Source organism: Mucilaginibacter ginsenosidivorax, from assembly GCF_007971525.1.
GTDB lineage: Bacteria > Bacteroidota > Bacteroidia > Sphingobacteriales > Sphingobacteriaceae > Mucilaginibacter > Mucilaginibacter ginsenosidivorax.
Map to the genome: position 1 here is coordinate 6,506,265 of NZ_CP042437.1, position 26,090 is coordinate 6,532,354.

Annotated in this window: 20 protein-coding genes; 15 read left to right on the plus strand and 5 right to left on the minus strand. The window is 43.5% G+C overall.

Annotation, left to right across the window (positions count from 1 at the left end; genetic code table 11):
* Positions 1 to 25 precede the first annotated feature (25 nt).
* From FSB76_RS27080 to FSB76_RS27100, 5 genes are all read left to right on the plus strand, one after another.
* The gene (locus FSB76_RS27080; RefSeq protein WP_147059028.1) at positions 26 to 1,003 is read left to right on the plus strand and encodes a c-type cytochrome; all 978 of its coding nucleotides are present in this window, start codon (positions 26 to 28) and stop codon (positions 1,001 to 1,003) included.
* 265 nt (positions 1,004 to 1,268) lie between these two features.
* A complete protein-coding gene (gene tig / locus FSB76_RS27085; RefSeq protein WP_147059030.1) occupies positions 1,269 to 2,624 on the plus strand; it encodes a trigger factor in 1,356 nt (451 codons plus the stop codon).
* 335 nt (positions 2,625 to 2,959) lie between these two features.
* Entirely contained in the window at positions 2,960 to 3,688 is a 729-nt protein-coding gene (locus FSB76_RS27090; RefSeq protein WP_090649479.1) for an ATP-dependent Clp protease proteolytic subunit, read from the plus strand.
* Positions 3,689 to 3,824: 136 nt separating this feature from the next.
* Positions 3,825 to 5,063, plus strand: a complete 1,239-nt coding sequence (gene clpX / locus FSB76_RS27095; RefSeq protein WP_147059032.1) for an ATP-dependent Clp protease ATP-binding subunit ClpX — start codon at positions 3,825 to 3,827, stop codon at positions 5,061 to 5,063.
* A 246-nt stretch (positions 5,064 to 5,309) separates the two neighbouring features.
* Positions 5,310 to 6,164, plus strand: a complete 855-nt coding sequence (locus FSB76_RS27100) for an AMP nucleosidase (protein ID WP_147059034.1) — start codon at positions 5,310 to 5,312, stop codon at positions 6,162 to 6,164.
* Positions 6,165 to 6,281: 117 nt separating this feature from the next.
* On the opposite strand, the gene FSB76_RS27105 is transcribed toward FSB76_RS27100, so the two are convergent.
* Positions 6,282 to 12,113, minus strand: a complete 5,832-nt coding sequence (locus tag FSB76_RS27105) for an alpha-2-macroglobulin family protein (RefSeq protein ID WP_147059036.1) — start codon at positions 12,111 to 12,113, stop codon at positions 6,282 to 6,284.
* Between the two features lie 225 nt (positions 12,114 to 12,338).
* On the opposite strand from FSB76_RS27105, the gene FSB76_RS27110 reads away from it, so the two are divergent.
* From FSB76_RS27110 to FSB76_RS32760, 3 genes are all read left to right on the plus strand, one after another.
* The gene (locus FSB76_RS27110; RefSeq protein ID WP_147059038.1) at positions 12,339 to 13,700 is read left to right on the plus strand and encodes a pyridoxal-phosphate dependent enzyme; all 1,362 of its coding nucleotides are present in this window, start codon (positions 12,339 to 12,341) and stop codon (positions 13,698 to 13,700) included.
* Between the two features lie 69 nt (positions 13,701 to 13,769).
* Entirely contained in the window at positions 13,770 to 14,093 is a 324-nt protein-coding gene (locus tag FSB76_RS27115; RefSeq protein ID WP_147059040.1) for a carboxypeptidase-like regulatory domain-containing protein, read from the plus strand.
* Between the two features lie 154 nt (positions 14,094 to 14,247).
* Positions 14,248 to 14,373 carry a hypothetical protein gene (locus FSB76_RS32760; RefSeq protein WP_262713489.1) on the plus strand — a complete coding sequence of 42 codons (126 nt, stop codon included), beginning with the start codon at positions 14,248 to 14,250 and terminating at the stop codon, positions 14,371 to 14,373.
* A 150-nt stretch (positions 14,374 to 14,523) separates the two neighbouring features.
* Here FSB76_RS32760 and FSB76_RS27125 read toward each other — a convergent pair whose 3' ends face one another.
* Positions 14,524 to 15,189, minus strand: a complete 666-nt coding sequence (locus FSB76_RS27125; RefSeq protein WP_225976328.1) for a peptidylprolyl isomerase — start codon at positions 15,187 to 15,189, stop codon at positions 14,524 to 14,526.
* 274 nt (positions 15,190 to 15,463) lie between these two features.
* Between FSB76_RS27125 and FSB76_RS27130 the strand changes: the two genes are divergently transcribed.
* Positions 15,464 to 16,333 (plus strand): alpha/beta hydrolase, encoded by an 870-nt coding sequence (locus tag FSB76_RS27130; RefSeq protein WP_147059046.1) that lies wholly within the window; start codon positions 15,464 to 15,466, stop codon positions 16,331 to 16,333.
* A gap of 155 nt (positions 16,334 to 16,488) precedes the next feature.
* Here FSB76_RS27130 and FSB76_RS27135 read toward each other — a convergent pair whose 3' ends face one another.
* From FSB76_RS27135 to FSB76_RS27145, 3 genes are all read right to left on the minus strand, one after another.
* The gene (locus FSB76_RS27135) at positions 16,489 to 16,887 is read right to left on the minus strand and encodes a GNAT family N-acetyltransferase (protein ID WP_147059048.1); all 399 of its coding nucleotides are present in this window, start codon (positions 16,885 to 16,887) and stop codon (positions 16,489 to 16,491) included.
* A 221-nt stretch (positions 16,888 to 17,108) separates the two neighbouring features.
* Positions 17,109 to 17,723 (minus strand): YdeI/OmpD-associated family protein, encoded by a 615-nt coding sequence (locus FSB76_RS27140; RefSeq protein WP_147059050.1) that lies wholly within the window; start codon positions 17,721 to 17,723, stop codon positions 17,109 to 17,111.
* Between the two features lie 130 nt (positions 17,724 to 17,853).
* Positions 17,854 to 18,759, minus strand: coding sequence for a helix-turn-helix domain-containing protein (locus FSB76_RS27145; RefSeq protein ID WP_147059052.1), 906 nt, complete (start codon positions 18,757 to 18,759; stop codon positions 17,854 to 17,856).
* Positions 18,760 to 19,148: 389 nt separating this feature from the next.
* Here FSB76_RS27145 and purL point away from each other — a divergent pair, with 389 nt between their 5' ends.
* The 6 genes from purL (at position 19,149) to FSB76_RS27175 (ending at position 26,088) form a co-directional block, all read left to right on the plus strand.
* A complete protein-coding gene (gene purL / locus FSB76_RS27150) occupies positions 19,149 to 21,371 on the plus strand; it encodes a phosphoribosylformylglycinamidine synthase subunit PurL (protein WP_147059054.1) in 2,223 nt (740 codons plus the stop codon).
* Positions 21,371 to 21,760, plus strand: a complete 390-nt coding sequence (gene gloA2 / locus FSB76_RS27155; protein ID WP_147059056.1) for an SMU1112c/YaeR family gloxylase I-like metalloprotein — start codon at positions 21,371 to 21,373, stop codon at positions 21,758 to 21,760. The genes purL and gloA2 overlap by 1 nt, the downstream gene beginning before the upstream one ends.
* Positions 21,761 to 22,013: 253 nt before the next feature.
* Entirely contained in the window at positions 22,014 to 22,700 is a 687-nt protein-coding gene (locus FSB76_RS27160) for an NUDIX hydrolase (protein WP_147059058.1), read from the plus strand.
* 227 nt (positions 22,701 to 22,927) lie between these two features.
* Complete coding sequence (locus tag FSB76_RS27165; protein ID WP_147059060.1) at positions 22,928 to 23,824, plus strand: NUDIX domain-containing protein; 897 nt, start codon at positions 22,928 to 22,930, stop codon at positions 23,822 to 23,824.
* Positions 23,825 to 23,827: 3 nt separating this feature from the next.
* Positions 23,828 to 24,658 carry a DUF2971 domain-containing protein gene (locus FSB76_RS27170; RefSeq protein ID WP_147059062.1) on the plus strand — a complete coding sequence of 277 codons (831 nt, stop codon included), beginning with the start codon at positions 23,828 to 23,830 and terminating at the stop codon, positions 24,656 to 24,658.
* Between the two features lie 11 nt (positions 24,659 to 24,669).
* Positions 24,670 to 26,088, plus strand: coding sequence for a nicotinate phosphoribosyltransferase (locus tag FSB76_RS27175; RefSeq protein WP_147059064.1), 1,419 nt, complete (start codon positions 24,670 to 24,672; stop codon positions 26,086 to 26,088).
* Positions 26,089 to 26,090 lie beyond the last annotated feature (2 nt).

The window sequence follows — 26,090 nt, forward strand, 5'->3', positions numbered from 1 at the left end:
TTGAAATACCTACCACTATCTTATCATGAAAAAGTTTTTAAAATACACAGCCTACGTTGTAATAGTTGTTATCTTAATTGTTGTAGCAGGCGTATCATATATTACGCTTGCTTTACCTGATGTGGGCAAACCCGAAGACATTAAAGTAGAAGCCACGCCCCAACGTATTGAGCGTGGCAAATACCTGGCCAACCATGTAACCCTGTGCATGGATTGCCACTCCACCAGAGACTGGACGAAATTTGCCGGCCCCATGCTGGAGGGTACCGCGGGTAAAGGCGGCGAAAAGTTTACCGCCGCTGTAGGTTTCCCCGGCAATGTAGATGTGCCCAATATTACGCCATATAATTTGGGCGGATGGACAGATGGCGAGTTGTTTCGCGCTATTACCGCAGGGGTAAGAAAAGATGGTTCGGCCATCTTCCCGCTGATGCCCTGGCCGTATTACTCCAAAATGGATCGTGAAGATCTTTACAGTATCATAGCTTATATCCGCTCGCTTAAGCCAATAAAAGCAGATTACCCCAAAAGTAAACTCGATTTTCCGTTGAATATTTTGGTACATACCATGCCGCAAAAGGCAGGTTTAGGCACACGCCCTGATGAAAAGGATACGTTGAAGTATGGCGAATACCTGGTTACTTCGGCGGCCTGTATGGAATGCCACAGCCAGGTGGATAAAGGCAAAATAATACCAGGCCTTGAATATGCCGGGGGGCGCGAATTTGTGATACCGGGTTATGGTGCCGTAAAATCGTCAAATATCACATCCGATAAAGAAACCGGCTTGGGCAGCTGGACAAAAGAGCAATTTGTAAATCGCTTTAAGGTTTATGCCGATACCACCAAAGGGCCGGCTGGTGTTAAACCACATGAATACCAAAGCATTATGCCATGGTACAAATACGCCGGCTTAAAAACAAGCGACCTGGAAGCTATTTATGCCTTTGTTAAAACCATTAAACCGGTTAAAAACCAGTTTGTGAAATTTGTGGCGAAGTAAGAGGATATGAGAAGTAAAGTTGCGCAACGGATTCAGGCTGAAACTCCCGGTCATGTGCGTGTTTTTGTGCGGTTCTATACTTATATGGTAGTTGGGATAAATAAAATAGCGCAAATGAAAAATCGTCGGTGACGAACAAAAGCTTTATGTATGCAGGAGTTTTAATTAAAAATAAATTCATACTTTTGCGCCTCGAAATTTGTATAGTCCGCAAGTTATTTTCGGCCTACATTTCAATGGATCAATTAAAATACCCGGTAAAAAGATGAATATTACACAGGAAAAAGTAGATGCCCTGAATGCAGTTGTTAAGATCAATATCGATCCTGCCGATTATCAGCCACGTGTTGATAAAGCGATAAAAGAAAACGCGAAAAAAGCAAAATTACCAGGTTTTCGCCCGGGCATGGTGCCAGCATCACATATAAAAAAAATGTACGGTAAAAGTATTTTGGTTGATGAGATCAATAACTTGTTACAGGATACTTTAACCAAATATATTGAAGAGCAGGACCTGCGTGTATTAGGCCAGCCTTTGCCAAAAACTGATAACGAAAAAGAATATAACTGGGATTTTGCCGATAATTTTGAGTTTAATTATGAACTTGGTTTAGCTCCTGAATTTAACATTGATTTTTCATCAAAAGATAACGTTACCCAATACGTAATTAAAGTTGATGACGAAACATTAGCTTCACGTATCAAAAATATTCGCCGTAGCTATGGCAAAATGACAAATCCTGACGTATCGGCAGACGATGACGTTCTTTACAGCGAATTAGTCCAGCTTTCTCCGGATGGTAGTGTTTTTGAGGGTGGAATAAGCAATACAGCATCTGTACGTTTAGACCAAATTAAAGACGAAGCCATTAAAGCTTCATTAATAGGTTTAAAAAAGGGCGATGTATTGACGTTTGATATTCAAAAAGCTTATGATAACGACGCAGCCAAGGTAGCCGGTTTATTAAAGATAGAAGAAGACGAAGCGGCCGATTTAAAATCAAACTTCCAGCTAACTGTTAAAAACGTTAACCGGTTAGAAGAAGGCGATTTAAATCAGGAGTTCTTTGACAAATTATTTGGTGAAGGTGTAGTAACAACCGAAGCGGAATTTACGGCTAAGATTACCGAAGAACTTGAAACAATGATGGTGCAGGATAGCGAACGCAAATTGCAGGACGATATCTACAAAGCAAGCATTGCTAAAGTTGACTTTAATTTACCTGACGATTTCCTGAAGCGCTGGCTAAAAGCTACCAACGAAAAACTGACTACCGAAGAGCTGGAAGGCGGTTATAACGATTTTGCTCAAAACCTTAAATGGACTTTGATTGAAAACAAAATAATTACCGATAACAAAATCGAAATTAAATACGATGAGGTTTTCGCGCTTGCAAAAGTTAGGTTAGATCAGCAATTCAGAATGTACAGCCCACAGGCTATCCCTGAAGATCAGTTGGCGCAATACACCGTACAATACCTGCAAAATAAAGAGAATGCTAACAAAATATTCGAAGAAGTAAAAGCACTAAAGGTGTTTGATTATATTAAAAGTGTGATCACTTTAGATAAACAAGACATCCTGTTTACTGATTTTAATAAATTGGTTTCCGAAAAATAAGCCCCCTCTAAATCTCCCCCGGAAGGGGAGACTTTAAGAAAATATATTATCACCAAAAGCAACTCACAAGGTTGCTTTTGGTGTATAAGGAAGGTTGGAAGTTAGAAAGTCCGGAAGTTAGTAAAGTCCGGAAGACGGGGAAGTAATAAGGGTTTAAGTGAAGAAGTATTCAACAACTTTCGGACTTCCGGACTTTCCGACTTCTCGACTCCCTTCACCGCCCAAATAATTTTTACTTTATACAAACTATCTTCCTAAAATTGTATTCAACTAAAAACTATATTTATCCGCAGGTAAAATGCCTGCATCCTAAAAATAAAACATACACAAACACCATGAGTAATAATATCGATAAAAATGAATTCAGAAAATACGCTGTTAAACACCACCGTATTAACAGCCTCTTTGTAGATAAATATCTTGGAAATTTTGATAGCCGCCGCATGCCGCAGGGCATTGCTACCACGGTACCAACCGGCATGACGCCTTACATTATTGAAGAACGCCAGCTTAACGTTGCCCAAATGGACGTGTTCTCGCGTTTGATGATGGACCGCATCATTTTCCTTGGCGATGCGATTTATGAAAATATTGCAAACATTATTCAGGCTCAATTGCTATTCCTGCAATCGGCCGATGCTAAACGCGATATCCAGATTTATATCAATTCACCTGGTGGTTCGGTTTATGCCGGTTTAGGGATTTATGATACCATGCAGTTCATTTCAAATGATGTAGCAACTATTTGTACAGGTATGGCCGCTTCAATGGGCGCTGTATTATTAGTAGCTGGTACCGAAGGTAAAAGGGCAGCGTTACCACACGCAAGGGTAATGATTCACCAGCCATCGGGCGGTGCGCAAGGTCAGCAATCAGATATTGAGATCACCTACCATGAGATCACTAAACTGAAAAAAGAATTGTACCAGATAATTGCCGATCATAGCGGTGCGTCATTCGAAAAAGTATGGGATGCATCAGACCGTGATTACTGGATGATTGCCGAAGAAGCCAAAGAATTTGGAATGGTAGATGAAATTTTAAGAGGAAATAAAGGGAAATAAGTAATAAGTCCGCAGTCTTAAGTCTAAAGTCAGAAGTTATTGGTAACTGAAATTTAGACTTAAGGCTACTGACTTAAGACTTAAAACTTTGTTTTCTCGCTCTAAATAACTAATTTTGATTAAGTAAACGAATCAGATGAATAAAAACAGTAAGGAAATCAGGTGCTCATTTTGCGGTGCCGGTAAACAGGATTCCCTGATGTTGATTGCGGGGCTCGACGCTCATATCTGTGATAAGTGCGTTAACCAGGCTAATGAAATATTAGCTGAGGAGTTAAAGGTACGTAAAGTAAAGTCATCGCCGCTGGCGCCTGCCTTGCTTAAACCGTACGAAATCAAAACTCACCTCGATCAATATGTAATTGGTCAGGATGATGCCAAAAAGATATTATCAGTAGCCGTATATAATCATTACAAGCGCCTTAACCAGCGTATTGATAAGGATGAGGTTGAGATTGAAAAATCAAACATCATTATGGTTGGCGAAACAGGTACAGGTAAAACACTGCTTGCCAAAACCATGGCAAAAATATTAAACGTACCGTTTTGTATTTGCGATGCTACTGTACTGACTGAAGCAGGTTACGTAGGTGAAGATGTGGAAAGTATCCTGACCCGTTTATTACAGGCTGCCGATTATGATGTAACCCTTGCCGAAAAAGGTATTGTATACATTGACGAGGTTGATAAAATTGCCCGTAAAAGCGACAATGCTTCTATAACCCGCGATGTATCCGGAGAAGGTGTGCAACAGGCTTTGTTAAAGATATTGGAAGGTACTATGGTAAACGTACCGCCACAAGGCGGCCGTAAACACCCAGATCAAAAAATGATTACGGTGAATACCAGCAACATCCTGTTTATATGTGGTGGCGCGTTTGACGGCATAGACCGGAAAATAGCTAACCGCCTGCGTACCCAAACAGTTGGTTATAAATTAAAGCGCGACGATGGCGAGATAGATATGAAAAATCTGTACAAATACATCACCCCGCAGGATTTGAAATCATTTGGCCTGATACCCGAGTTAATTGGCCGTTTGCCTATATTAACTTACCTGAACCCGCTTGACAGAGCTGCCCTGCGCAACATACTAACTGAACCTAAAAACTCGTTACTAAAACAATACAAAAAACTGTTTGAATACGAAGGGGTGAAGCTGGACTTTGAAGATGAAGTGCTGGAATTTATTGTTGATAAGGCAATGGAATTTAAGTTGGGGGCAAGGGGCTTACGCTCAATTTGTGAAGCGATTATGATAGATGCGATGTTTGAGTTTCCGTCGAAAAAAGATGTGAAACGCCTGCACATCACGCTGGATTACGCTCATGAGAAATTTGAAAAATCGGATCTGAAAAAATTAAAAGTAGCTTAACCTGCAGGTAAATCTCCGAAGCTATCTTTACTAAAATAACGCAGACCCTGGTGAAACGCCGGGGTTTGTTGTATCTGGCGGTTTCAGTTCGCAGTTTTCAGTTGGCAGTTTGCAAGTAGCTGCCTGATAAATAAATTTAACTGTAAACTGCAAACAGGCAACTGCGCACTGCAAACAGATAACTGCAAACTAATAAGGCAGCCCCACCAGGCTGCCATTGCTGGTTAAAACAAAAAATTATTTAATATGAACGAAGAATTAAATGCAAAAAAGAACCCTACCGATGCACCGGTAGTTAAAGAAGTGCAGTCGCCCGTAAAATCGGGGCTGAAGACAAAAGAGGCAATTGTGGCCAACTGGCTGCCACGCTATACAGGCCGCCCGCTGGAGGCTTTTGGCGATTACATTATCCTTACCAATTTCTCAAAATATATTCAACTATTTAGCCAGTGGAATGATGACGCGCCGATAATGGGCCTCGAGAAACCCATGCAAAGTGTTACCGCCAATGGCATTACCATTATTAACTTTGGTATGGGTAGCTCTGTTGCGGCAACTGTAATGGATTTGCTTACCGCCATACACCCTAAAGCGGTGATATTTTTAGGAAAGTGCGGAGGTTTAAAAAAGAGGATCGCTGTAGGCGAGCTTATACTGCCCATTGCAGCAATCAGGGGCGAGGGTACATCTAACGACTATATGCCTGCCGAAGTGCCTGCATTGCCGTCATTTGCCCTGCAAAAAGCCATATCAACCACCATCCGTGATTTTAGCCGCGATTACTGGACAGGCACCTGCTACACCACCAACCGCCGCGTTTGGGAGCACGATAAAGTGTTTAAAAAATACCTGAAAGATTTACGCGCCATGGCAGTAGATATGGAAACCGCCACCATTTTCACCACAGGTTTTGCCAACAAGATTCCTACTGGAGCACTGCTGCTGGTATCAGATCAGCCGATGATACCCGAAGGAGTTAAAACAGCGGAGAGCGACTCTGTGGTAAGCGAACAATACGTAGAAACGCATCTGAAAATTGGTATCGAGTCGTTGAAGCAGTTGATCAACAATGGGCTAACGGTTAAGCATTTGAAATTTTAACCTGATCCATTAAAAGATCGTCATTGCGAGGTACGAAGCAATCCCCGATAAGACAAGTTGATTAGCTTGTAGGAGATTGCTTCGTGCCTCGCAATGACGGGTGGAAGCCGGGTGTGCTTATTTACCCACAACTACCTGTTTCATCCCTTCACGCCCGTAAAACACCGGGAAATACATCATCTCGGCCTTGGCCGGATTTAGCGTGTATTTACCATCATAACGGGGGATGAGGTTTACGGTGAAAGTATATTTGCCTTGTTTAAGCTTGCGGCAAAATATGCTTACCTTTTCCTTAAAGTATTCCCTGTGAACTTCATTGTTACTCCAGGGTTGCTCTTTACTTTCGTAAGAGCAACCTGCCGGGATGGGGATTTCAATCATTACAAAATCAGCATCGCCTTTGGCGGTTACTTCAGCCTTTAGTTGTATAACTTCGCCGCCTTTCAGGCTGACGAGTTTCTTTTCCTGGCGCTCAAACCAGGTATCTACAGTAAACTCCTTGTTTACCTTTTGGGGGCTGCTGTTCCAGAATTTTTGCGAGCCGGTGATGTATACAGGTAAGCTGCCGATTTTGCTAACGCTCATATCCTGTGGATTGAATTTGGCCGAGTAAGGAAATGCCGCAATTGTTTGCGTGGTTAATCCTTTTATAGTGATGGCCGATGGTTTAACCTGCTTATCGGTAACCAAAAGATCTGGAAGAATGGTTTCCAGTATCAAGGCAGATTCATAGGTGTTGCGCCATTCGCCGTGGCTGCGCTGTTCTAAAAAGTAGCCTTGTATCCTGCGCAGTAATTCGGGGTGTTTGCCCTCGGCTTTAATGATATGGTAGGCCAATATACTTAGCTGGATGGAATTATCGAAGAAACGGTAGCTGTCATCGCCCCAGTAAATATTGCCAAATAGAGTGCGGTGCTGGCGGGCATACAAACTATCCAGCTTAACAGGTAAGCCAGTTTCCTGCTTCACGAGCATCAGTCTTAATTTATCATAAGCAGATAGCGGGATGCCGGTTTTTAGTTTGAAAGCTTTGTTTTCCTTTTCAACAACATCCACATATTTTTGATAGTCTGCTTTTGCTTCCAGTTTGTGGAGCAGCTCCAGGCAGGTGAGCTTATCAGCCCCGCGATAGCTTTCTAATTGATAAATCAAGTAGTCGGTTAGTTTTTGTTTATCCAGCTGAATTATATAACCTTCTTTTTGGGCATCCAGCAAAGCTCCTACCGCATGCAGGCTTATCCAAAGTTCTTCGTCGGTATCTTTCCACCAGCCCCAGGTGCCGTTGGACCGGCGGTTTTCCTGCAGCTTTTTAATTACATCTTTAATGTTTTTCTCGTATTTAAAATCCTCGCCCAGGAATTTTTTGATCCGTTTTTCTGCTAACAAGCCTTTTAATTTTGAGGCCAGTTGTTCGTTGCACAGGTATTTGTATTCGCGTAGCTTGCGGGTTTCTTCGGCCAGGGTTGGCAGTACCGAGGCCTCGGCCCGGAAAGTAACCGGCCCCATTGCCGGGTCGAATTTTAGGTTAACCGTAGTATCGCCATTTAAAGCGTTAAATATCCCTTTGGTTTCTTCAATACCCTGTTTTATAACAGGCACCTTACGGCGTTCGCCATCAAAATAACCATTATCGCGTTTTATGGTATATTCAAAATTGAGGCTGTCGGTAGCCGAAGCAGTTATGCCCAGGGTATCTATTTTAGAGTTGTTAACTGTTATCGCGTCCTGTTTTACCTGTTTGCCGTTATAAGTGAATGTGCGGGTAAGGTTAACGGCATCGGTATTGTAGTTCATTACTTTGCCTATCAGTTTCATCTCATCGCCGGCTACTGCAAATTGCGGGGCAATGAAATTGGCACTGATGGGTTTGAATGATTTGATCTGCCCGTCGGCATAGCCGGATTGCTGCTGGTTATTTATCCCAACAACAAATGTGCGCCAGTTGGTAATATCATCGGGGAATGTAGCTGTAAAACTCGCTTGGCCTTGTGCATCGGTTGTTAATTTGGGCTGCCAGTACGCGTAATCAGAGAAGTTTTTACGCAGCGTTTGTTCTGTGCTTTGTTGGGTACCATCGCCGGTTGCATCACCGGTTTTCTTTTTGGTGGTAATTATAATAACCCCGTTTGCTGCGCGCTGGCCGTATACAGCCCTGGCAGCAGCATCTTTTAATGTATTTATACTACCTATCATATTTGCATCTATGCCATCCATGCTTTCTACAACAACACCGTCAACCACAATCAACGGTTTTCCATTATCCAAAGATGCGATACCCCTTATACTGATTTCCTTCATTGACAAAGCAGAAACAACAGAAACAGAACTCGTTACACTTTTCCTGCGTTGTACGCCATAGCCAACTACTACAACCTCATTAAGTTGCGAATTAGTTGACTGTAGCACGGCTTGTACAACTGTTGCCGGGTGTATAGTCATTTCCAAAGGTTGGTATCCGATGTAATTAAACAATAGTGTGCCGGTGTTGGGCACCTTAATAACAAACATGCCATTAATATCGGTTAATACGCCAGACGGCATCCCTTTTACTTTTACGGTACAGCCCATAAGCGGCAGTCCATCATCCTGGGCCACCACGCGGCCGTACATCATATTTTTAAAGTTGTTTTCGTCAATGTATTTACTGTTAAAGGCTTCCTTCAGCTTTAAGGCATCACTGTTGGTGCTATAATCCTGATAGCTGTAGGGGCCGGGCCTGTTATTGATAACATCATTGATCCTGATACTTACCGAATCCTGTTTTTGCGGAATAATAGCTACCTGGTAAAAATTGCGGCCATATGGTTTTACTTCGACGTTGTTTTTAATAAAGTAAGTATTTTTTTCGAGCAGGAAAAATATCCTGTAACTGCCTGCCGCCAATTTTCCAAAATCAGTTATGTTACCTTCGTAAATATTCATGAAATCCGGATCGCCATCTTTGTAAATAATTACATTTTTTATGAATGGTATTGTCCCGTTTTTTTTCGTAATGTTAATAGACAATGCGCCCAGCTTATCGCCAACAGGGGCGTTATTCTGGAAAAGATGCATGGTTTGGCTGCGCAGGTCGAGGTAGCGCAACCATATCCTTTCGGTTTCGGATTTGGTCAGCGCGTACTGTGTGTAATCTTCTACAGTTGCCCCCCTGAATGTTTGCCGGTCGAAAGGATATGGGCTGTTGATACTTTTTTGTTTTAAAAGGCCGGGCTCAAAAAGGTAGGAGTAACCAGGCTCGGCAACAAATGACCGGGCGGCTTCTCCGTTTATTTTAAAATTCGCTATATTGTTTGCCAAGGGACCTGCCAGTATTTCGCTACCCTCGCTGCTATTTACGCCAGGGTTTAGCAGCAGTACCTGGGAATCCTGTTCAAGGCTGGCCATTTTTGCGCCCCAATTATTTACTACCCTTATCATGTGTTTGTTTAGCACATCGGCCTCGTACCTGGATAGCGTATCTGTGGCTTTTTCAAACACAGCGGTTTTATTGATAAGGGTATCGGCGTTTATGCTCAATATCATTTTTTTGCCCTTATCAACAACCACATTATTAAGCCTGATGATATTATCAAACGTACGGAAGCGCAGGTTATGGTAGCCCGGCGTTACCGCAAAACTATAGCGCTGCAGTTGCTGCGCCTGGCTAAAATAAACGGGTATGCCATCAATATAAAGGATGTGCACCGGTACAACATCGCCGTTTTTTACTATAAAAGGCGCTATTTGCGTTAGGCTATCGGGTGCCGGTTCCTGTATTTTATAGGTAGTGACAGGATGCGTAAACTGAAAATATGCAATGCTGTCCAGGCCTATTTCCCTGCTCCAGCGCTGCCAGTTAAGCGGTAACCAGCCCTCTTTTTCAATATTGCTTAAATTGGCAAATGGCTTTGTTACCATGTTTTTATATGCCTTGCCCAGGTATGGCACAAACGGCGCATTGTAATTCGGAAACTTTCGGGTAAGCGCCCATGCAGTGATATCAACACCTGCTACAGGTTTGCCGGCTACGTCTTTAACTTCAATTTCGGTTTTAACCTGCTGTCCCGGATAAACGGTTACGGGCTGTTTTACTTTAATATCCAGTAATTTATCCTTAAAGGGAATGGCCAGCCCCGTATATCGGTTCTCTCCGCCCCAAACGTAGCTTATCACAAAAACAACCGGGTCTTTATCGGTATGTCTCTTTTTGTAATCAAGATTGTTGCCTTCGCCGGCATCAACCTGCTTGTTATTGTTATTAAGCAACCAGTACCAAAAATGGATATGGTGCGGGTTGTTCACCTTAATCAATAACGAATCGGCGGTTTGGAGACCGGAAAAATTAAGATCGGCAGGTAATTGCCATACCTTTATATCAAGCGCCGCACTATCGGCTTTAACAAAGTACGACCGGATATTTGGGTTAACAATAACGGTGGCAGGCAAAGTAACGTTTAGCCGGGAAACTGTATCGCCGGTAAAGCTTATTGCGTTTATGCAAGCGGGCAAACTGGCCACTTTACCTAAAAACAGCGACGTGATCTTCAATGAATCACCTGCGTGCTCGTACTTCAATTTGTAATTGTTGCATTTAAAATTAAAATATTCGGTTTGAGCGTGACGTTCATTATCCGAGCTTAGCAGTTCCGCCTGCATATGATAATTAATATCGGCCTTCGGAAATATAGAATCGGGTAGGGTTACTTTGGTTTCGCCAACAGCGTCAAGCTTTATTTGTTGTGTCCATAACGTATCGGGCACAAATATTTTTTCTGCTTTAAACCGCGGTACGCTTCCGGTTATCAGTTTTATCGCCACACGCCCATCGGGTATCGAAAGGTCGTTTTCATCAGTTGCCTTCATGTAAATAGAAACCGGGTTGCTTGGCTCATGCTCGTTTTTATCAGTACGTACGCTAAAAGTAGTCGATTTAAGTTCATACTCCTCGTAGCTAAATTTGCCCGCCATAAAAACTTTACGCATTGCCAAAATCTTGTCTTCATCCTTATCGTTATTTTTATCGGGATCGTATTTGGCACTTGCGGGGTCTTCCAGTGTTATAAAGTATTCTCTGTCAAGGTCCAGGTCCAGGCTGTCTGTTAAGGCAAAACTGTATTCAAAGCCACCCTTTCGGTAGGCGTCAACGTAGCCTAATATTTTGCCATTGTCGTCATAGTCTTTTTGTATGCGTACCAGCAGGCGTTTATCATTAATTGCATTTTTTGATTTCCTGTCGATAATAAATGCCTTTAATTTTACGGTATCCAGCGGCTTGTATAATGGCTTATTAAAGGCAATAAAGCCGGTGTATTTTTCATTTTCATATAGGCGCTGCCGGTATTTATCTTCATTGTTATCCTCGTCTTTTTTAAACCTCATTTTAAGCCTGTACCATTTGGACGAAAACCAACGGCGGCTTAAAAACGGAAGGCTATAGCTTTGGCCCTGTTTAAGCTCAAAGTAATTGCTTACCCCGGCGTAGTCAACTTTTATCAATGTTATTGCACGCGGTTTGGTATGATAAAGCCCGGTTAGCTGATCCGCGCTGATGGTACTGCCTCCTGAAGTAACAACCGCGTTTTTAATAGCATTCCCATTGTTATCGGTAAGGGTAAAGCTTAGGTCGTAATTATTACGCATCACTTTTAAATAAGCCGACCGATTTTCAATCAGTTTGTACTTCAACTTATTTTTTTCGGCATAAACCTTTAAATAGTTACCCGGCGGAAGGTTGTTTTTCCAGCTATCATCAGTTTTAAACGAATCGACCGGATGCTGTAATATCCTCTCATCCGGGTGTTTATCCGAATATTTATAAAACAGCAGCACATCGGCCGGTGTAATTTTATAGATGTAAGTATAATAACTGCTTTGCCTGCTGGGTGTAAGCAGTTTTTGTGCAAATAAATGGCCCCAAACGAAGCCCGAAATGACGATAAGCAGTAATGTTTTTTTATAGCGTGATAACATAGTGGTGAAATTAAAGTCTTAAGTTCTAAGTCGGAAGTCTTGGGGCCTAAGTTGGAAGGGAATAAGCTAACTTTTTTAACTCAATGCTCATAACTTATCACTCAAAACTCACTACTCCCACATGATGCACATCTATTTACTTTTCCATAAAGAAAGTTCAGTTTATAAAAACTATTTTTGAGGCGTAATCCCGCTTAGTACACCGGGTTAGTAGATATTGAATTTATGTGGCATAATAATATATTAGATACCATTGGCAATACGCCGCTGGTTAGGTTGAATAAAGTAACAAAGGACATCCCTGCGACGGTTTTGGCCAAAATTGAAACAACCAATCCTGGTAATTCCATCAAGGACCGCATGGCCCTTAAAATGATTGAGGATGCCGAAAAAAGCGGGAAGCTTAAACCCGGCGGTACCATTATTGAAGGTACATCGGGCAATACCGGTATGGGCCTGGCTATTGCGGCGGTGATAAAAGGCTACAAGTGCATTTTTACCAGTACCGATAAACAATCAAAAGAAAAGTTTGATGCCCTGCGTGCCTTTGGTGCCGAGGTTATTGTTTGCCCTACCAATGTAGAGCCCGAAGATCCGCGGTCATATTACTCGGTATCGTCGCGCCTGGAGCGCGAGGTGCCCAACTCATGGAAACCCAACCAGTACGATAACCTGAGCAACTCGCAGGCGCACTACGAGCAAACCGGCCCCGAAATTTGGGAGCAAACCGAGGGTAAGGTTACGCACCTGGTGGCTGGTGTAGGTACCGGAGGTACCATATCTGGTACAGCGCGTTACCTTAAAGAAATGAACCCCAACATCAAGGTGCTGGGCATTGATACCTACGGCTCGGTATTTAAAAAATACAAGGAGACCGGCGATTTTGACAAAAACGAAATTTATCCTTACATCACCGAGGGTATTGGCGAAGACTTTTTACCGCAAAACGTTGATTTTAGCCTGATAGACCATTTTGAAAAAGTAACAGATAAAGACGCCGCCCTGATGACCCGCGAGGTTGCCCGCAAGGAAGGCATCTTTGCCGGTAACTCCACCGGATCGGCCGTGGCCGGGGTGATTCAGATGAAGGATATGTTTAAAGAAGGCGATGTAGTGGTGATCATTTTTCCCGACCATGGCACCCGCTACCTGGGCAAAATGTATAACGATGACTGGCTGCGCGACCGTGGCTTCCTGAAAGACGGCAAACTTACCGCCCGCGATATCATCGGTAAAAAAGACGTGCAGGAAATTATCACCATCGACTGCGAAAAATCGGTACTGGAAGCTATCAACACCATCAAGTCGCTCAATATCTCGCAAATCCCGGTTACCCAAAAAGGTATGGTAATAGGCAAGATAACGGAAAGCGATATCCTGAATTCGCTGTTAGAGAACCCATCCATCAAATCGCAGCCGGTTAAAAATATTACCACCGCGCCGTTTCCGTTTGTTGATCTGAATACATCTATCGACCGTATCTCGGGTATGATCAATAAAGATAACATTGCCGTATTGGTTGAAAGCGAAGACGGCAAAATTGAGATAATTACGCAGTACGATATTATAAATGCGATATCGGCTTAGCCTATTGGAGGCGAAAGGTTAAAGGTGTTGTGCTTGGGCATGGCGCCTTTTTTTGGTTTATATTTGGGTATGAAATATGATATTTGGCATAAAGTTTCAATTTTGTTTTTTGGGATCGTGTTTTTGTCTTCGTGCGATTGTGTTCAGCAGGTTAAGGGTGTGGTTGTTGATAAAGTAACAGATAAACCCATCGCTGATGTTCTGGTAAGGAAAGAACACGGCAGCGAAAGGGAAATGAAAACAGATTCTACAGGAGAGTTTAAATTGTCGGCTATATCTGGCGGCGTGTTCGGGTGCCCGGCTATGGATATATCGGCTTTCAAACAAGGATATAAAATAGCAACAGCCACTGTGCCAGCCGGCGGCGAAATAAAAATTGAATTGGAAAAGTAACAAGGGTTGAAAAGGACTATAATCGTGTTCAATAATTTCTCTTCACACACATATTTGAACATGACTAACATATAATCGATGGTTATCTATGATCCTGAATATTTACAGCAAGCACACCGGGCTTCTATTTTTCATAAAACCCAAATAGAGCAGAGTGACATTTGCGGATGTTTTTATTGCCTGGGGATTTTTTATCCCGATGGAATACTGGAATGGACTGATCAAGAAAATTCAGCAGGAGAGACAGCATGGTGCCCTTTATGCGCAATGGATGCAGTGATAGGTTCAGCGTCGGGGTTTCCTGTAACCGACAGGGGCTTTTTGATACAAATGAACGCAAAGTGGTTCTCTTCGGATGATGACGACGAAACTGATGAATAGTAATATAATAATAGTAATAAAAAATTGCCGCTTGGTAACTTCGCTAACCCTATTTTAAAGTTTTTGCAACCTCTTGCGGCTTAAGCACAGTCAGTTTCATCCAAACGGGTGTGGCGGGGTTGCCGTTTTTGTCAACGGTTACTGCGGTTACCTGGTCTATCAGTTCAATGCCTTTTACTATTTCGCCAAAAACGGTATAGTGCCCATCAAGAAAAGGCGTTCCGCCAACGGAGCGGTATGTGTTGCGCTGTGCTTCGGTAAAGTGGGTGTTGTACTTTTTTTCGATGGCATCCAGTTCGTCGTTGGTCCAGGTACGGCCGTCTACAATGTAAAACTGGGTGGTGTATGATGATTCGGTTTTGTTGGCATCCCGGCCCATGGCTACCACTCCCCGGCGATGGTATAAACCGGCCACGAATTCGGGCGTTATCCATTTCATTTCGGGCTTTAAGGTGCGTCCTTTATCATATAACGAATCCGGGTCGCCGCCCTGTATCACAAAACCCTTCAGTATCCGGTTAAGGGTGGTGGCATCAAAATAATGGCTTTTAACCAGTTTAATAAAATTATCGCGGTGCACCGGCGTTTGGTTGTACAATTTTACAACACACCATCCCTGCGGCGTTTCTATTTTTACATAAGTGTTTTTTGATTGGGCAAATGCACCCAGGCAAAGGCATAATAAAGCGGCAAACAGGAGTAATGACTTTTTCAAGTTGGTAAAGTTTATAGAAATCATTAAGTATGGTTTCCTGCTTACTAATTTATATAAAACTGTGCTTAGCCGGCAATTTATTTTAACGCTTTATACTTATTAAATAACCCAGCCTTTCAATTGCGCCAAAGCGGCGGTATGGTGTTAAATGTAAATGGTATTTGGTTATATTTACGCATCGGGCAAAAAGGGCCGGTAAACCAATATGACCAGGAACAGGCGGGCGAGGCCTGTTTCAAATTATCAAAAAAATCAACCTTTAACAGGTTCATCTATGAAAAAATATGTGTTGTTTTCCATCATGTTTATTTGCGCAATGTTTTGCTGCTTTAACAGTTTTGCCGCGGTTGTAGATACCCTGGATGTTAAAAGCCAGGTAATGCAAAAAACGGTTAAAGCGGCTGTGGTGCTACCGCAATCATACAAAACCACACAACAAAACTACCCGGTGATTTACCTGCTGCATGGCGGCCAGGGCAATTATCGCGATTGGCTATCAAAAACCGACGATAAGCTGCTGCTGCACAAACTTGCCGACCAGTATAATTTTATTATTGTTACGCCCGATGCCGGGCTGATGAGCTACTATTTTGACAGCCCCCTTGATAAAGGCAGCCAGTACGAAACCTTTATCACCAAAGAACTAATAGCAAAAATAGACGGTACTTACCGCACTATAAAAAACAGGAAGGGGAGGGTGATAGCCGGCCTATCCATGGGTGGCCACGGCGCCATGTATTTATCGGCACGCCACCCCGAATTATATTGCGCCGCCGGCAGCATGAGCGGCGTAATGAACGTTAATACCGCCACCTGGACCGTGCCTGCCGAATTTGCCCAATTGCGCAATAAAAACTTTGAACATTTGCTTGGCCTGCCAAAAGATACCGCCAACCCGTACCGCGAATATTCTGCCGTGGGGCTGGCCGATAAAATGAAAGCCAACGATGTGAAGCTGATTTTTGATTGCGGGTTTGACGATATCATGATTAAGCCCAACCGCGAACTGCACCAGCTGTTATTAGCCAACGGAACGCCTCATGAATACACCGAACGCCCCGGCAAACACGAATGGCCCTACTGGAGCAACGCCGTATCCTACCAGTTCCTTTTCTTCCAAAAAGTATTAAGTAGTATCAAGTAGTTAGTATCAGGTATCAACATTTTTTTTGAGGTAGAATCAAGTAGCGGGTGTTTTGGGTCACCAAATAAATTGAAACCAGCAATGGGCAATGGTAGCAGATCACGATTATGCCTTATGTGCGGCAATGGTTATTGTCATCATCCGGATGAAATGTGTTACTTTTTCCTCGCCATCATAAATGCGTTATCTACAGTTTTGAAACCAACCTTAGGGTAGTATTCCATAGCATCGGGAACAGATAGCAGGAGTATCATCACTTCGTCGCCCAGGTGTTGTTGGGTTAATTCAATCAGTTTTTTACCAATGCCCGATTTTTTGAGCGTGGTGGTAACCGCCAGGTCGGCAAGGTAGCAGCTCCAGGCGCCATCGGTAATGCAGCGGGCAACGCCCGCAAGTTCATGGTTATGCCAGGCAGTAACAATAAGGTTTGATCCCTGGTAAATACGCTTTATCCTGTCCGGATCGTCGACAGGGCGGGGGAGGCCGCAGTTCTTATACAGTTCGATGACCTGTTCGCTGGTGGGGGTTACGTCAAACTTGTAAGTAATTTCCATGGGTTTGTAATTTGAGATTTGCGATACCAAGATAGGGTAAAACAGGCCGATGCGGATAGTCCGGCGGCGAAACAGAGGGTAGGCCAATTTGATGATACCAAACATCCAGGCAATCGTAGCTATCAAAAGACAGGGCTAAAGGGAACGCCTAATATAGGGTAGTTAACATTCAGGAGTCAGGATTTTAGAATTGGCCCCTCCCAAAAAAAGTGTCGCAGAATCTATTTTTGGTGCTTCCAAAATCTGCCCTTTCCATCGGCTATCCACTCTAAAGCTTCATGTATTCTTTTTTGTCGGGTTTCATCGGTCTTTGCATCTGTTATCCAGATAATATATTCTTTACGAAAAGAATTGGACTTGCTATCAAAAATTTCTTTTGCTTTGGCGTTACCGCTTAATGCGGTCTGAAGGTAATCTGGCGTATCTAATACTTTGGGTTTTTCCTCTGTTGGTTTTTCACGCTTTATTTTTATACCCTTTGCATTTAACAGCGCAGCCTCTTTAATCATGGCTATAAAATCATCATCGGCAGGCAAATCGCTCAATCGGGTAATCTTGCCCATGAATCGTTTAATCGGTTTAACGTCTTTGCCTTCCTTTAAACGCGGGTCGGTCATTAGTTCGCCCTTCAGGAAGGTAAAAGAGCAATGCGATTTGTATGCCGCCATTACGCACATATGGTCGCCCTTGTAATCAAAATGAGGGATACTCCATTTTATAGCTTCTTCCACATCCGGGCAATTTTGCCGGATAAGCCTACGCCAATGTTCAAGAATGGGCTTCGCAAAATCTTCTGCGTGGGCGATGTAAACGTCTATTGCTGAATTTTGACTCATAACGTTAATTAAAATTTGTTTTTCAATCAACCCGCAGGTTGACACTGTAGTTGGTATAAGAATTAATTGCTTGCAACAAAGAAACATAGCTCATCACAAACTGAATAGGTGAAAAAGTTGGATATACAGGTCAATTTGATTGCTTGTGGTGTTTCCTATATGCTGATGGGGATAGTCCTGCCTGTTTTTTAAAGAACTTGCCAAAATTGGTCGGGTCTGAAAAGTTGAGCTGATAGCCAATTTCGGCTATCTCGGCGCTGGTGTATAAAATGAGTGATTTCGCTTCCTTAGCCAAACGTTCTGCAATAAAAGTTAACGCGTTCCTGCCCGACTCTTTTTTAATTGATTGGGAAAGATAATTTGGAGTAACAGATAGCATATCAGCATATTCTTTTACAGTGCGTTTATTGATATAATGGTTATCGATCAGCCGGACAAACTTACTCAGCAACAGTTGTTGCGTGGTAGCCAACCTGGCATCTTTACCGCTTTTCACGGCAAAGTCTTCCAGGTGGTAAAGCAAACCAAGCAATTTTATCCGTGCTTCAATATACTGGCTCTTATCTGATCTTTCATATGCCGTGAAAACTGCTTCAAAATGCGGCACTAATTGGCTAAACGTAGCATAATCAAACTTAAAAAGATTTGTATGCAGCATATTAAACAGTGGAAACTGCAGGTGAAACTCCGGTTTAAAAAAGGAAAATGCTTCAGCCTTAAAGTAAATTACGTAACCTTCAAGTGCATTATTGTGCGCAAAGCTGTAAACAAGGTTGGGTGAATGGAACACAAGGTACGTTTCCGGATCCTGAACCGTTTCATCGCCGTAATTAACCTCAATTTTTCCGGAGTTAAACAACAACGCGAAAAAGTAAAACGAACGCCTGAACGGCGGTCTGTAAACCGACACCCCTTCCTGGTCGAGCGGTTTTAGCCGCAGGCAGTAAAAATCCGGGCAAGTTGTCCTGGCCGGCCAGGGTATCGATGCCAGGAAGTCATTAATCTCGGTATAATAGGGAAGGGTTGTTTTTTCCATGCGTCGAACGTAAAAGAACAGCCTAAAATAGCAAATGGAAAATGTTATCACGAACTGCCCACAGAACAATATTTGCTTTCAGTTTTGTTACGGGCATCATGATTGGCCAAAAGAGCAAGTGTAGTAAATGGGGTATTCTGGTTAAACGTGACCAGTCCCGATTTATCCGACGAACTCTGTTGCTATGTTCAGGTTTTGCTTAAGGCCGTGTAATTGCTAATTGTATATCTTTAAAAACTATAATCCCGTGTCAACAACGCAGGCCGGGCACCCCGCGTCGGGCTCTTCACAAGCCGCTTTGGGGGCCTCAAAACCTTTCGCCTTTTACCTTTCGCCTTTCCACCTTTTTTCCTAATTTTGCGCATCCTTTCAAATAAAACAATATTACATTGGAGCACCAGGAATTAACCACCGTTGAAACCGCCAAAGATTTAGGCTTACTACCCGAAGAATTTGAACGTATTAAAGAGATATTAGGGCGCGTGCCCAACTTTACCGAGCTATCTATTTTCGCGGTAATGTGGAGCGAACACTGCTCATACAAAAACTCCATTACCTGGCTAAAAACTTTACCAAAAGACAGCGACCGCATGCTGGCCAAAGCAGGTGAAGAAAATGCAGGCCTTGTTGATTTGGGCGATGGCATTGGCTGCGCCTTTAAAATTGAATCACATAACCACCCATCGGCCCTTGAACCATACCAGGGCGCGGCAACAGGTGTGGGCGGTATCAACCGCGATATTTTTACCATGGGCGCCAGGCCCATTGCCCAGTTAAACTCCCTGCGCTTTGGCGATCTTAAACTGGAGAAAACCCAGTGGCTGGTTAAGGGCGTGGTAAAAGGTATCAGCCATTACGGCAACGCCTTTGGCATCCCAACCGTTGGTGGCGAATTATTTTTTGACGACTGTTATAATGTAAATCCATTGGTAAATGCCATGTCGGCAGGTATTGTTAAAGCGGGCGAAACCGTTTCGGCAACATCATACGGCGTAGGCAACCCTGTTTACATTGTGGGGTCGGCCACCGGTAAGGATGGGATCCATGGTGCGGCTTTCGCGTCTAAAGATATCAGCAAAGATTCTGTGAACGATTTACCAGCCGTACAGGTAGGCGATCCGTTCCAGGAGAAACTGTTGTTGGAGGCCACTTTAGAAGTTATAAAAACCGGTGCCGTAGTAGGTATGCAGGATATGGGAGCTGCCGGTATCATTTGCTCCAATTCGGAAATGAGCGCCAAAGGCGAACACGGGATGCGTATCGACCTGGATTTGGTGCCAACCCGCCAGCCAAACATGAAGCCTTACGAGATCCTGCTGTCCGAATCTCAGGAGCGTATGCTGATTGTGGTACACAAAGGCCGCGAAAAAGAAGTAGAAGCTGTATTTGATAAATGGGACCTTAACTGCGCTATTATCGGCGAGGTTACAGATACCCAACGCCTGGAATATTACATGCATGGCGAAAAGGTAGCCGATGTACCTGCCGATGACCTGGTATTAGGCGGCGGCGCGCCGGTTTACCAGCGCGAATACCGCGAGCCTGCGTACTTTGCCGAAAATAAGAAATTTAATATTGATGACGTGCCGGAACCTGCCAACCTGGTTGAGGTTGCCGAGCATCTTTCTGCCCACCCTAACTTAGCATCAAAACGTTGGGTAACCGACCAGTACGATAGCATGGTAGGCGTACAAACCATGACCGCCAACCTGGCCTGCGATGCAGCCGTTGTAGCCGTTAAGGATACCAACAAAGCCATTGTTTTAACTACCGACTGTAACTCGCGCTACGTATATGCCGATCCTTACACAGGTACAGCCATAGCCGTTGCCGAAGCTGCCCGTAACATTACTTGTGCTGGCGGCGAGCCTGTGGCGATAACCAACTGCTTAAACTTTGGTAACCCTTACAACCCCGAAGTTTACTGGCAATTTGTAAGTGCCATTAAAGGCATGGGCGATGCCTGCCGCAAGTTTGAAACCCCGGTTACCGGTGGTAACGTAAGCTTCTATAACCAGTCGGCAGATGGTGGCTCTGTATTCCCAACGCCAACAATTGGTATGCTGGGTGTTATGGAAGATACCGAAAACATCATGACCGCCGATTTTAAACAACCCGGCGACTTGATTTATTTGATAGGCGAATCGGTTAACGATATCGCGTCATCGCAATACCTGGCCTCATGGCATAAAATTACCGCCTGCCCTGCGCCGTATTTCGATATCGAAAAGGAATACACTACGCAGCAAACCATTAAAGAATTGATTAAACATCGCGTGCTGGAAAGCTGCCATGATGTGGCCGACGGTGGTTTATATACCTGTTTGTTAGAAGCCGCCATGCCAAACGGCCTGGGCTTTGATATCGAAACAGACGCGGCTATCCGTAAAGATGCCTTCCTTTTTGGCGAGGCCCAAGGCCGTATAGTAGTGACCGTAGCACCCGAAGAGCAGGAACGCTTTGTAGAGTTTATGGCCACCAGCGAAACTGAGTTTAGCCTGTTGGGTACCGTTAACAACGGCTTCCTGAATGTAGATGGCGAATTGTTTGGCCATGTTACCGACGTGAAAATGGTACACAGTAACGTATTACATTCTATTTTAGGCGAATAATGTTAAAACTGAACCAGGTACACCACATCGCCATTATTTGCAGCGACTATGAAAAGTCGAAGCATTTTTATAGTGAAATACTTGGTTTAAAAATAGTGCGCGAGGTTTACCGCGAGGCACGCCAATCATACAAGCTTGATTTGGAAGTGGGCAACCGCTACCAGATCGAGCTTTTTTCATTTCCAGACCCCACACCGAGGCCATCTCGACCCGAAGCTGCCGGCCTGCGCCACTTAGCCTTCGAGGTGGATAACCTCGACGAAGCCGTATTTCACCTCAAAGAATGCGGGGTAGAAGCAGAGCCCGTCCGTGTGGATGAGTTCACCGGTAAACGCTTCACCTTCTTTACAGATCCCGATGGCTTGCCGCTGGAGTTGTATGAGGTGTAGTAGTTAGTATCAAGTATCAAGGTTTTTTTTGGTTTTTGGACCAGGAATCGCAATACAACTGTCTTGATTCCTGACTCTAGTTTCTTGATTCTTTTCCCAGGGCATTGCCTGCGGCCAGGCTCATACAGCACAGGCCATGAGCGTAACGCCTTGTGACGTATGAGCGAATGGCCCGGCCGCAGGCAACGCCCACATATCAAATTCCCCTACTTAATAATATGCGTAAATTTTCCGCATATTAATACCTTTGCATATGCCCACCACCCAGGATATTAAAGTAGCTGTAGATGCTGTTGTATTTGGATATACTTCAAAAGAAGGATTATCGGTGCTACTCATCAAACGCAATATCGACCCATTCAAAGATACCTGGGCATTACCTGGCGGATTGGTTGGTAATGACGAGTCATTGGAGGATGCCGTACAGCGCGAACTGAAGGAAGAAACCGGGGTAAGCATCAACTATCTGGAACAACTATATAGCTTTGGCCAGCCCGGCCGCGATCCACGTAACAGGGTAATTTCTATTACCTATTATGGCCTTGTAAAGCCGGATGCATTCCAGATTGAAGCCGCCACCGATGCTGCCGAAGTAGAATGGTTCAATATCAAAAGAATCCCCCAATTGGCTTTTGACCACGAGGACATCATCGCAGCAGCACATGATCGCCTTAAAAATAAAATCCTTTACCAGCCCATTGGGTTTGAGCTGCTGGAAGAGCGCTTTCCCTTCTCTGAACTGGAGAAACTATACATGGCCGTTTTGGATAGGAGTATAGATCGCAGGAATTTCAAAAAGAAGGTTGTCAAATTTGGTTTCCTTGAAGAAACTGACGAAAAGCAGGCGCTTGCAGGCGCAGGAAGGCCAGGTAACCTATTCTGTTTTAATCAGCAAAAATACTTCCAGCTTCAAAAAGAAGGCATTAATTTCGAGATCTGATTTTTTTTGTAGAGACGCATCACATGCGTCTCCCGCAGGCAAATCAACCATGCAAATCTCCTGTGCTGGTCATAAATGGAAATCTTGATACTTAATCAAACAGGTCATTTCAGGGCGTTTACCTAAACGCGGGAGACGCAATTATGCGTCTCTACGGAAAAAAAATAAAAAATAATTTGCGTATTTAAAACGCATATTTATATTTGCGTATAATTAACGCAAATAAGATGAAAATAGCCGTAATTATTGCCCGCTTCCAAACCCCCTACCTACACGAAGGGCATAAAAACCTCATAGATACCGTAAGTAAGGATCATGCCAGGCTGATTATCCTGTTGGGTGTTAGCCCGATAATGGGCAGCCGTAAAAATCCTTATGATTACCACACCCGCGAAAAAATGATCAAACGCGAATACCCCGATGTGATTGTATTGCCGGTGAGCGATCACCCGAGCGACAAGGTATGGTCTGATAACCTGGATGGCTTACTTAAAAACGTGTTCCCAAACGGTAACTTTACGTTGTTTGGCAGCCGGGATAGTTTTATTCCCTATTACAAAGGTCATTTTGAAACGGTTGAGCTGCCCGCCCATGGCGATTATAATGCCACCGAATTGCGCAAACAATATGCCGACAAGGTTTTTGATTCCAATGATTTTCGTGCCGGTATCTTGTATGCTTACTACAACCAATACACCAAAGTATACCCAACGGTTGATGTAGCCATGTTCAGGAACGATAAAACCGAACTACTGTTAGGCAAAAAAGCCAATAGCCCCAAATGGCGCTTTATCGGCGGCTTTGCCGATCCGGAAGATGAAAGCTACGAAGCCGCCGCCAAACGCGAGCTAAGTGAAGAATGCGGAAACGTAGAGGTAGGCAATATGACCTACGAAACCAGCCACCGTGTAAACGACTGGCGTTACCGCAACGAAGCCGATAAAATTATTACCTTGTTATTCAGCTGCGACCACTTAGCCGGCGAACCGGTGGCTAACGACGATATTGTTGATGTGGCTTGGTTTAAAATAGAAGAGCTTACCCAGATGATAAGCAATGACTTAATAAACGATGAGCATGTCAAAATGTTAAAGCTCATTATCGACAAGTACATTAAAAATTAAATTATGACTGTACAAATAACAGAATCAGAAATAGTTCCATATAAAGACTTTACTATGCCGCCCTTGGTTTACAAATACCGAGATTGGTCACATAATTCTCATAAAAGGATCGTTACACATCGAGAAGTTTATTTTTCGTCACCTGCAAATTTTGAAGATGAGTTTGATTGTAAAAATCCAACGCGATGGGATTTGCTTACACATGAAGAAATTCTTAATAAATATTATCAAGACTCTTGGAAATTAAATCCCAGCTTTACGATTGAGCAGCACCAGGATTTCGCTATTGATTGGGCCAATCACACAATGGTTACTGACAAAGACTATGTAGATCGTCAACAGAGCGAAACCTTTAATCAATTTAATGATCGCACAGGTGTTTTAAGCCTGACAGAATATCCGGCTGAAATTAGAATGTGGGAAAAATACTCGAATTCTCACACCGGATTTTGTATAGGATTTGATGCAAAAACAATGCTTTATAAAACGGGATCAGGTGCTGGAATTGTTTTATATCATGATGAATTACCTCAAATTCATCCAACACCGAAACATACAACTACTGAACAAATTTTATTGCAAGTCTTTTGTAAGCTTGATCATTGGAGTTTTGAGAAAGAATATAGAGTTTTCAAGTTTAAAAACACACCGCTAACTAAAGCTGATCGATGTGTTGTCATAAATCCTTATGCATTTAAAGAAATAATTATTGGGTCTTCAATGTCGGGAGATGATGCAAAGAAATTGATTGATTCAATACCGCCAGAGATAAGACAGATAAAAATTAAAAAAGCACACTTAATTAATAACGAAATAATTATTAGGGATTTTTAACAACTAACACAATGGAACGCGAAAATTTAGTACTGCTGGCCGATGCCTACAAGTACGCTCACCATAAATTATACTACCCTGGTACCACCCAAATTTACAGCTACCTGGAAAGCAGGGGAGGGATGTTTGATGAAACCATCTTTTTCGGTCTGCAATATTTTTTAAAAGAATACCTGCAGGGTCCGGCATTTATCCAACAGGATCTGGACGAAGCTGATGGCTTTTTACAACAGGTATTTGGTCGCACCGATGTGTTTGATAAAAGCAAATTTCAATACATACTGGATAAATACAACGGCAAACTACCGGTAAGGATAAAAGCCGTAGCCGAAGGTACAGCGGTACCAACCGGCAACGCCCTGATGACCATTGAAAATACCGCCCCGGAATGTTATTGGCTTACCAATTTTTTAGAAACCCTGCTGATGCAGGTTTGGTACCCATGCACTGTTGCCACCTTGAGCAACCAGATAAAAAAGGTAGTTACCCAATACTACAAGGAAACAGCCACACCCGGCGCAGAGGCCGGTATAGACTTTGTGCTGAATGATTTCGGTTTTCGCGGCGTAAGCAGTGTGGAGAGTGCAAAAATTGGCGGAGCGGCGCATTTGCTCAATTTTAGCGGCAGCGATAACCTGGCAGGTTCTGCAATGGCCATTAATTATTACAGCGCCCAAAAGGTGTATGGCATGAGCATCCCGGCTACGGAACATAGTATTTGTACTTTGCTGGGTAGGGAAGGAGAGCTGGAAGTTTTCAGGCATGTACTCAGAACTTTCCCCACCGGTATTATTGCTTGCGTATCTGACAGCTACAATATTTTTAAGGCCTGTAGCGAATATTGGGGTACCGAGTTGCGCGAAGAAATATTGAATCGCGACGGCACCCTCGTGATTCGCCCCGATAGTGGCGACCCGGTTATGACCTTGTTAGCGATATTCAATATCCTGTTTGATAAATTCGGCTTTACCACCAATGCCAAAGGTTTCAAAGTACTGCCGCCGCAAGTGAGGGTGATACAGGGCGATGGCGTAAACTACACCGAGATAGGCAATATTTACAAGGCCTTAAAAGATAGCGGCATCAGCGCCGAAAACCTGGTATTGGGCATGGGCGGTGCCTTACTGCAAAAGGTTGACCGCGATACCCAAAAGTTTGCCCTGAAATGCAGCAGCGCCATTGTAAACGGGCAGGAGGTAAAGGTTGAGAAAAGCCCGACTGAAATGGACGCTGATGGAAACATCACCCCAAGCTTTAAAAAGAGCAAGGGCGGCCGGTTAAAGCTGGTTAAAATTGATGGAAAGTTCAAAACTGTTAACCAGGATGACGAACCCGGAGCAGAAAACCTGCTGCAAACTGTTTTTGAGAACGGGGAATTGATAAATACTATTAGTTTTGAGCAGGTAAAGGCAAATGTAAATGCCAATTGATA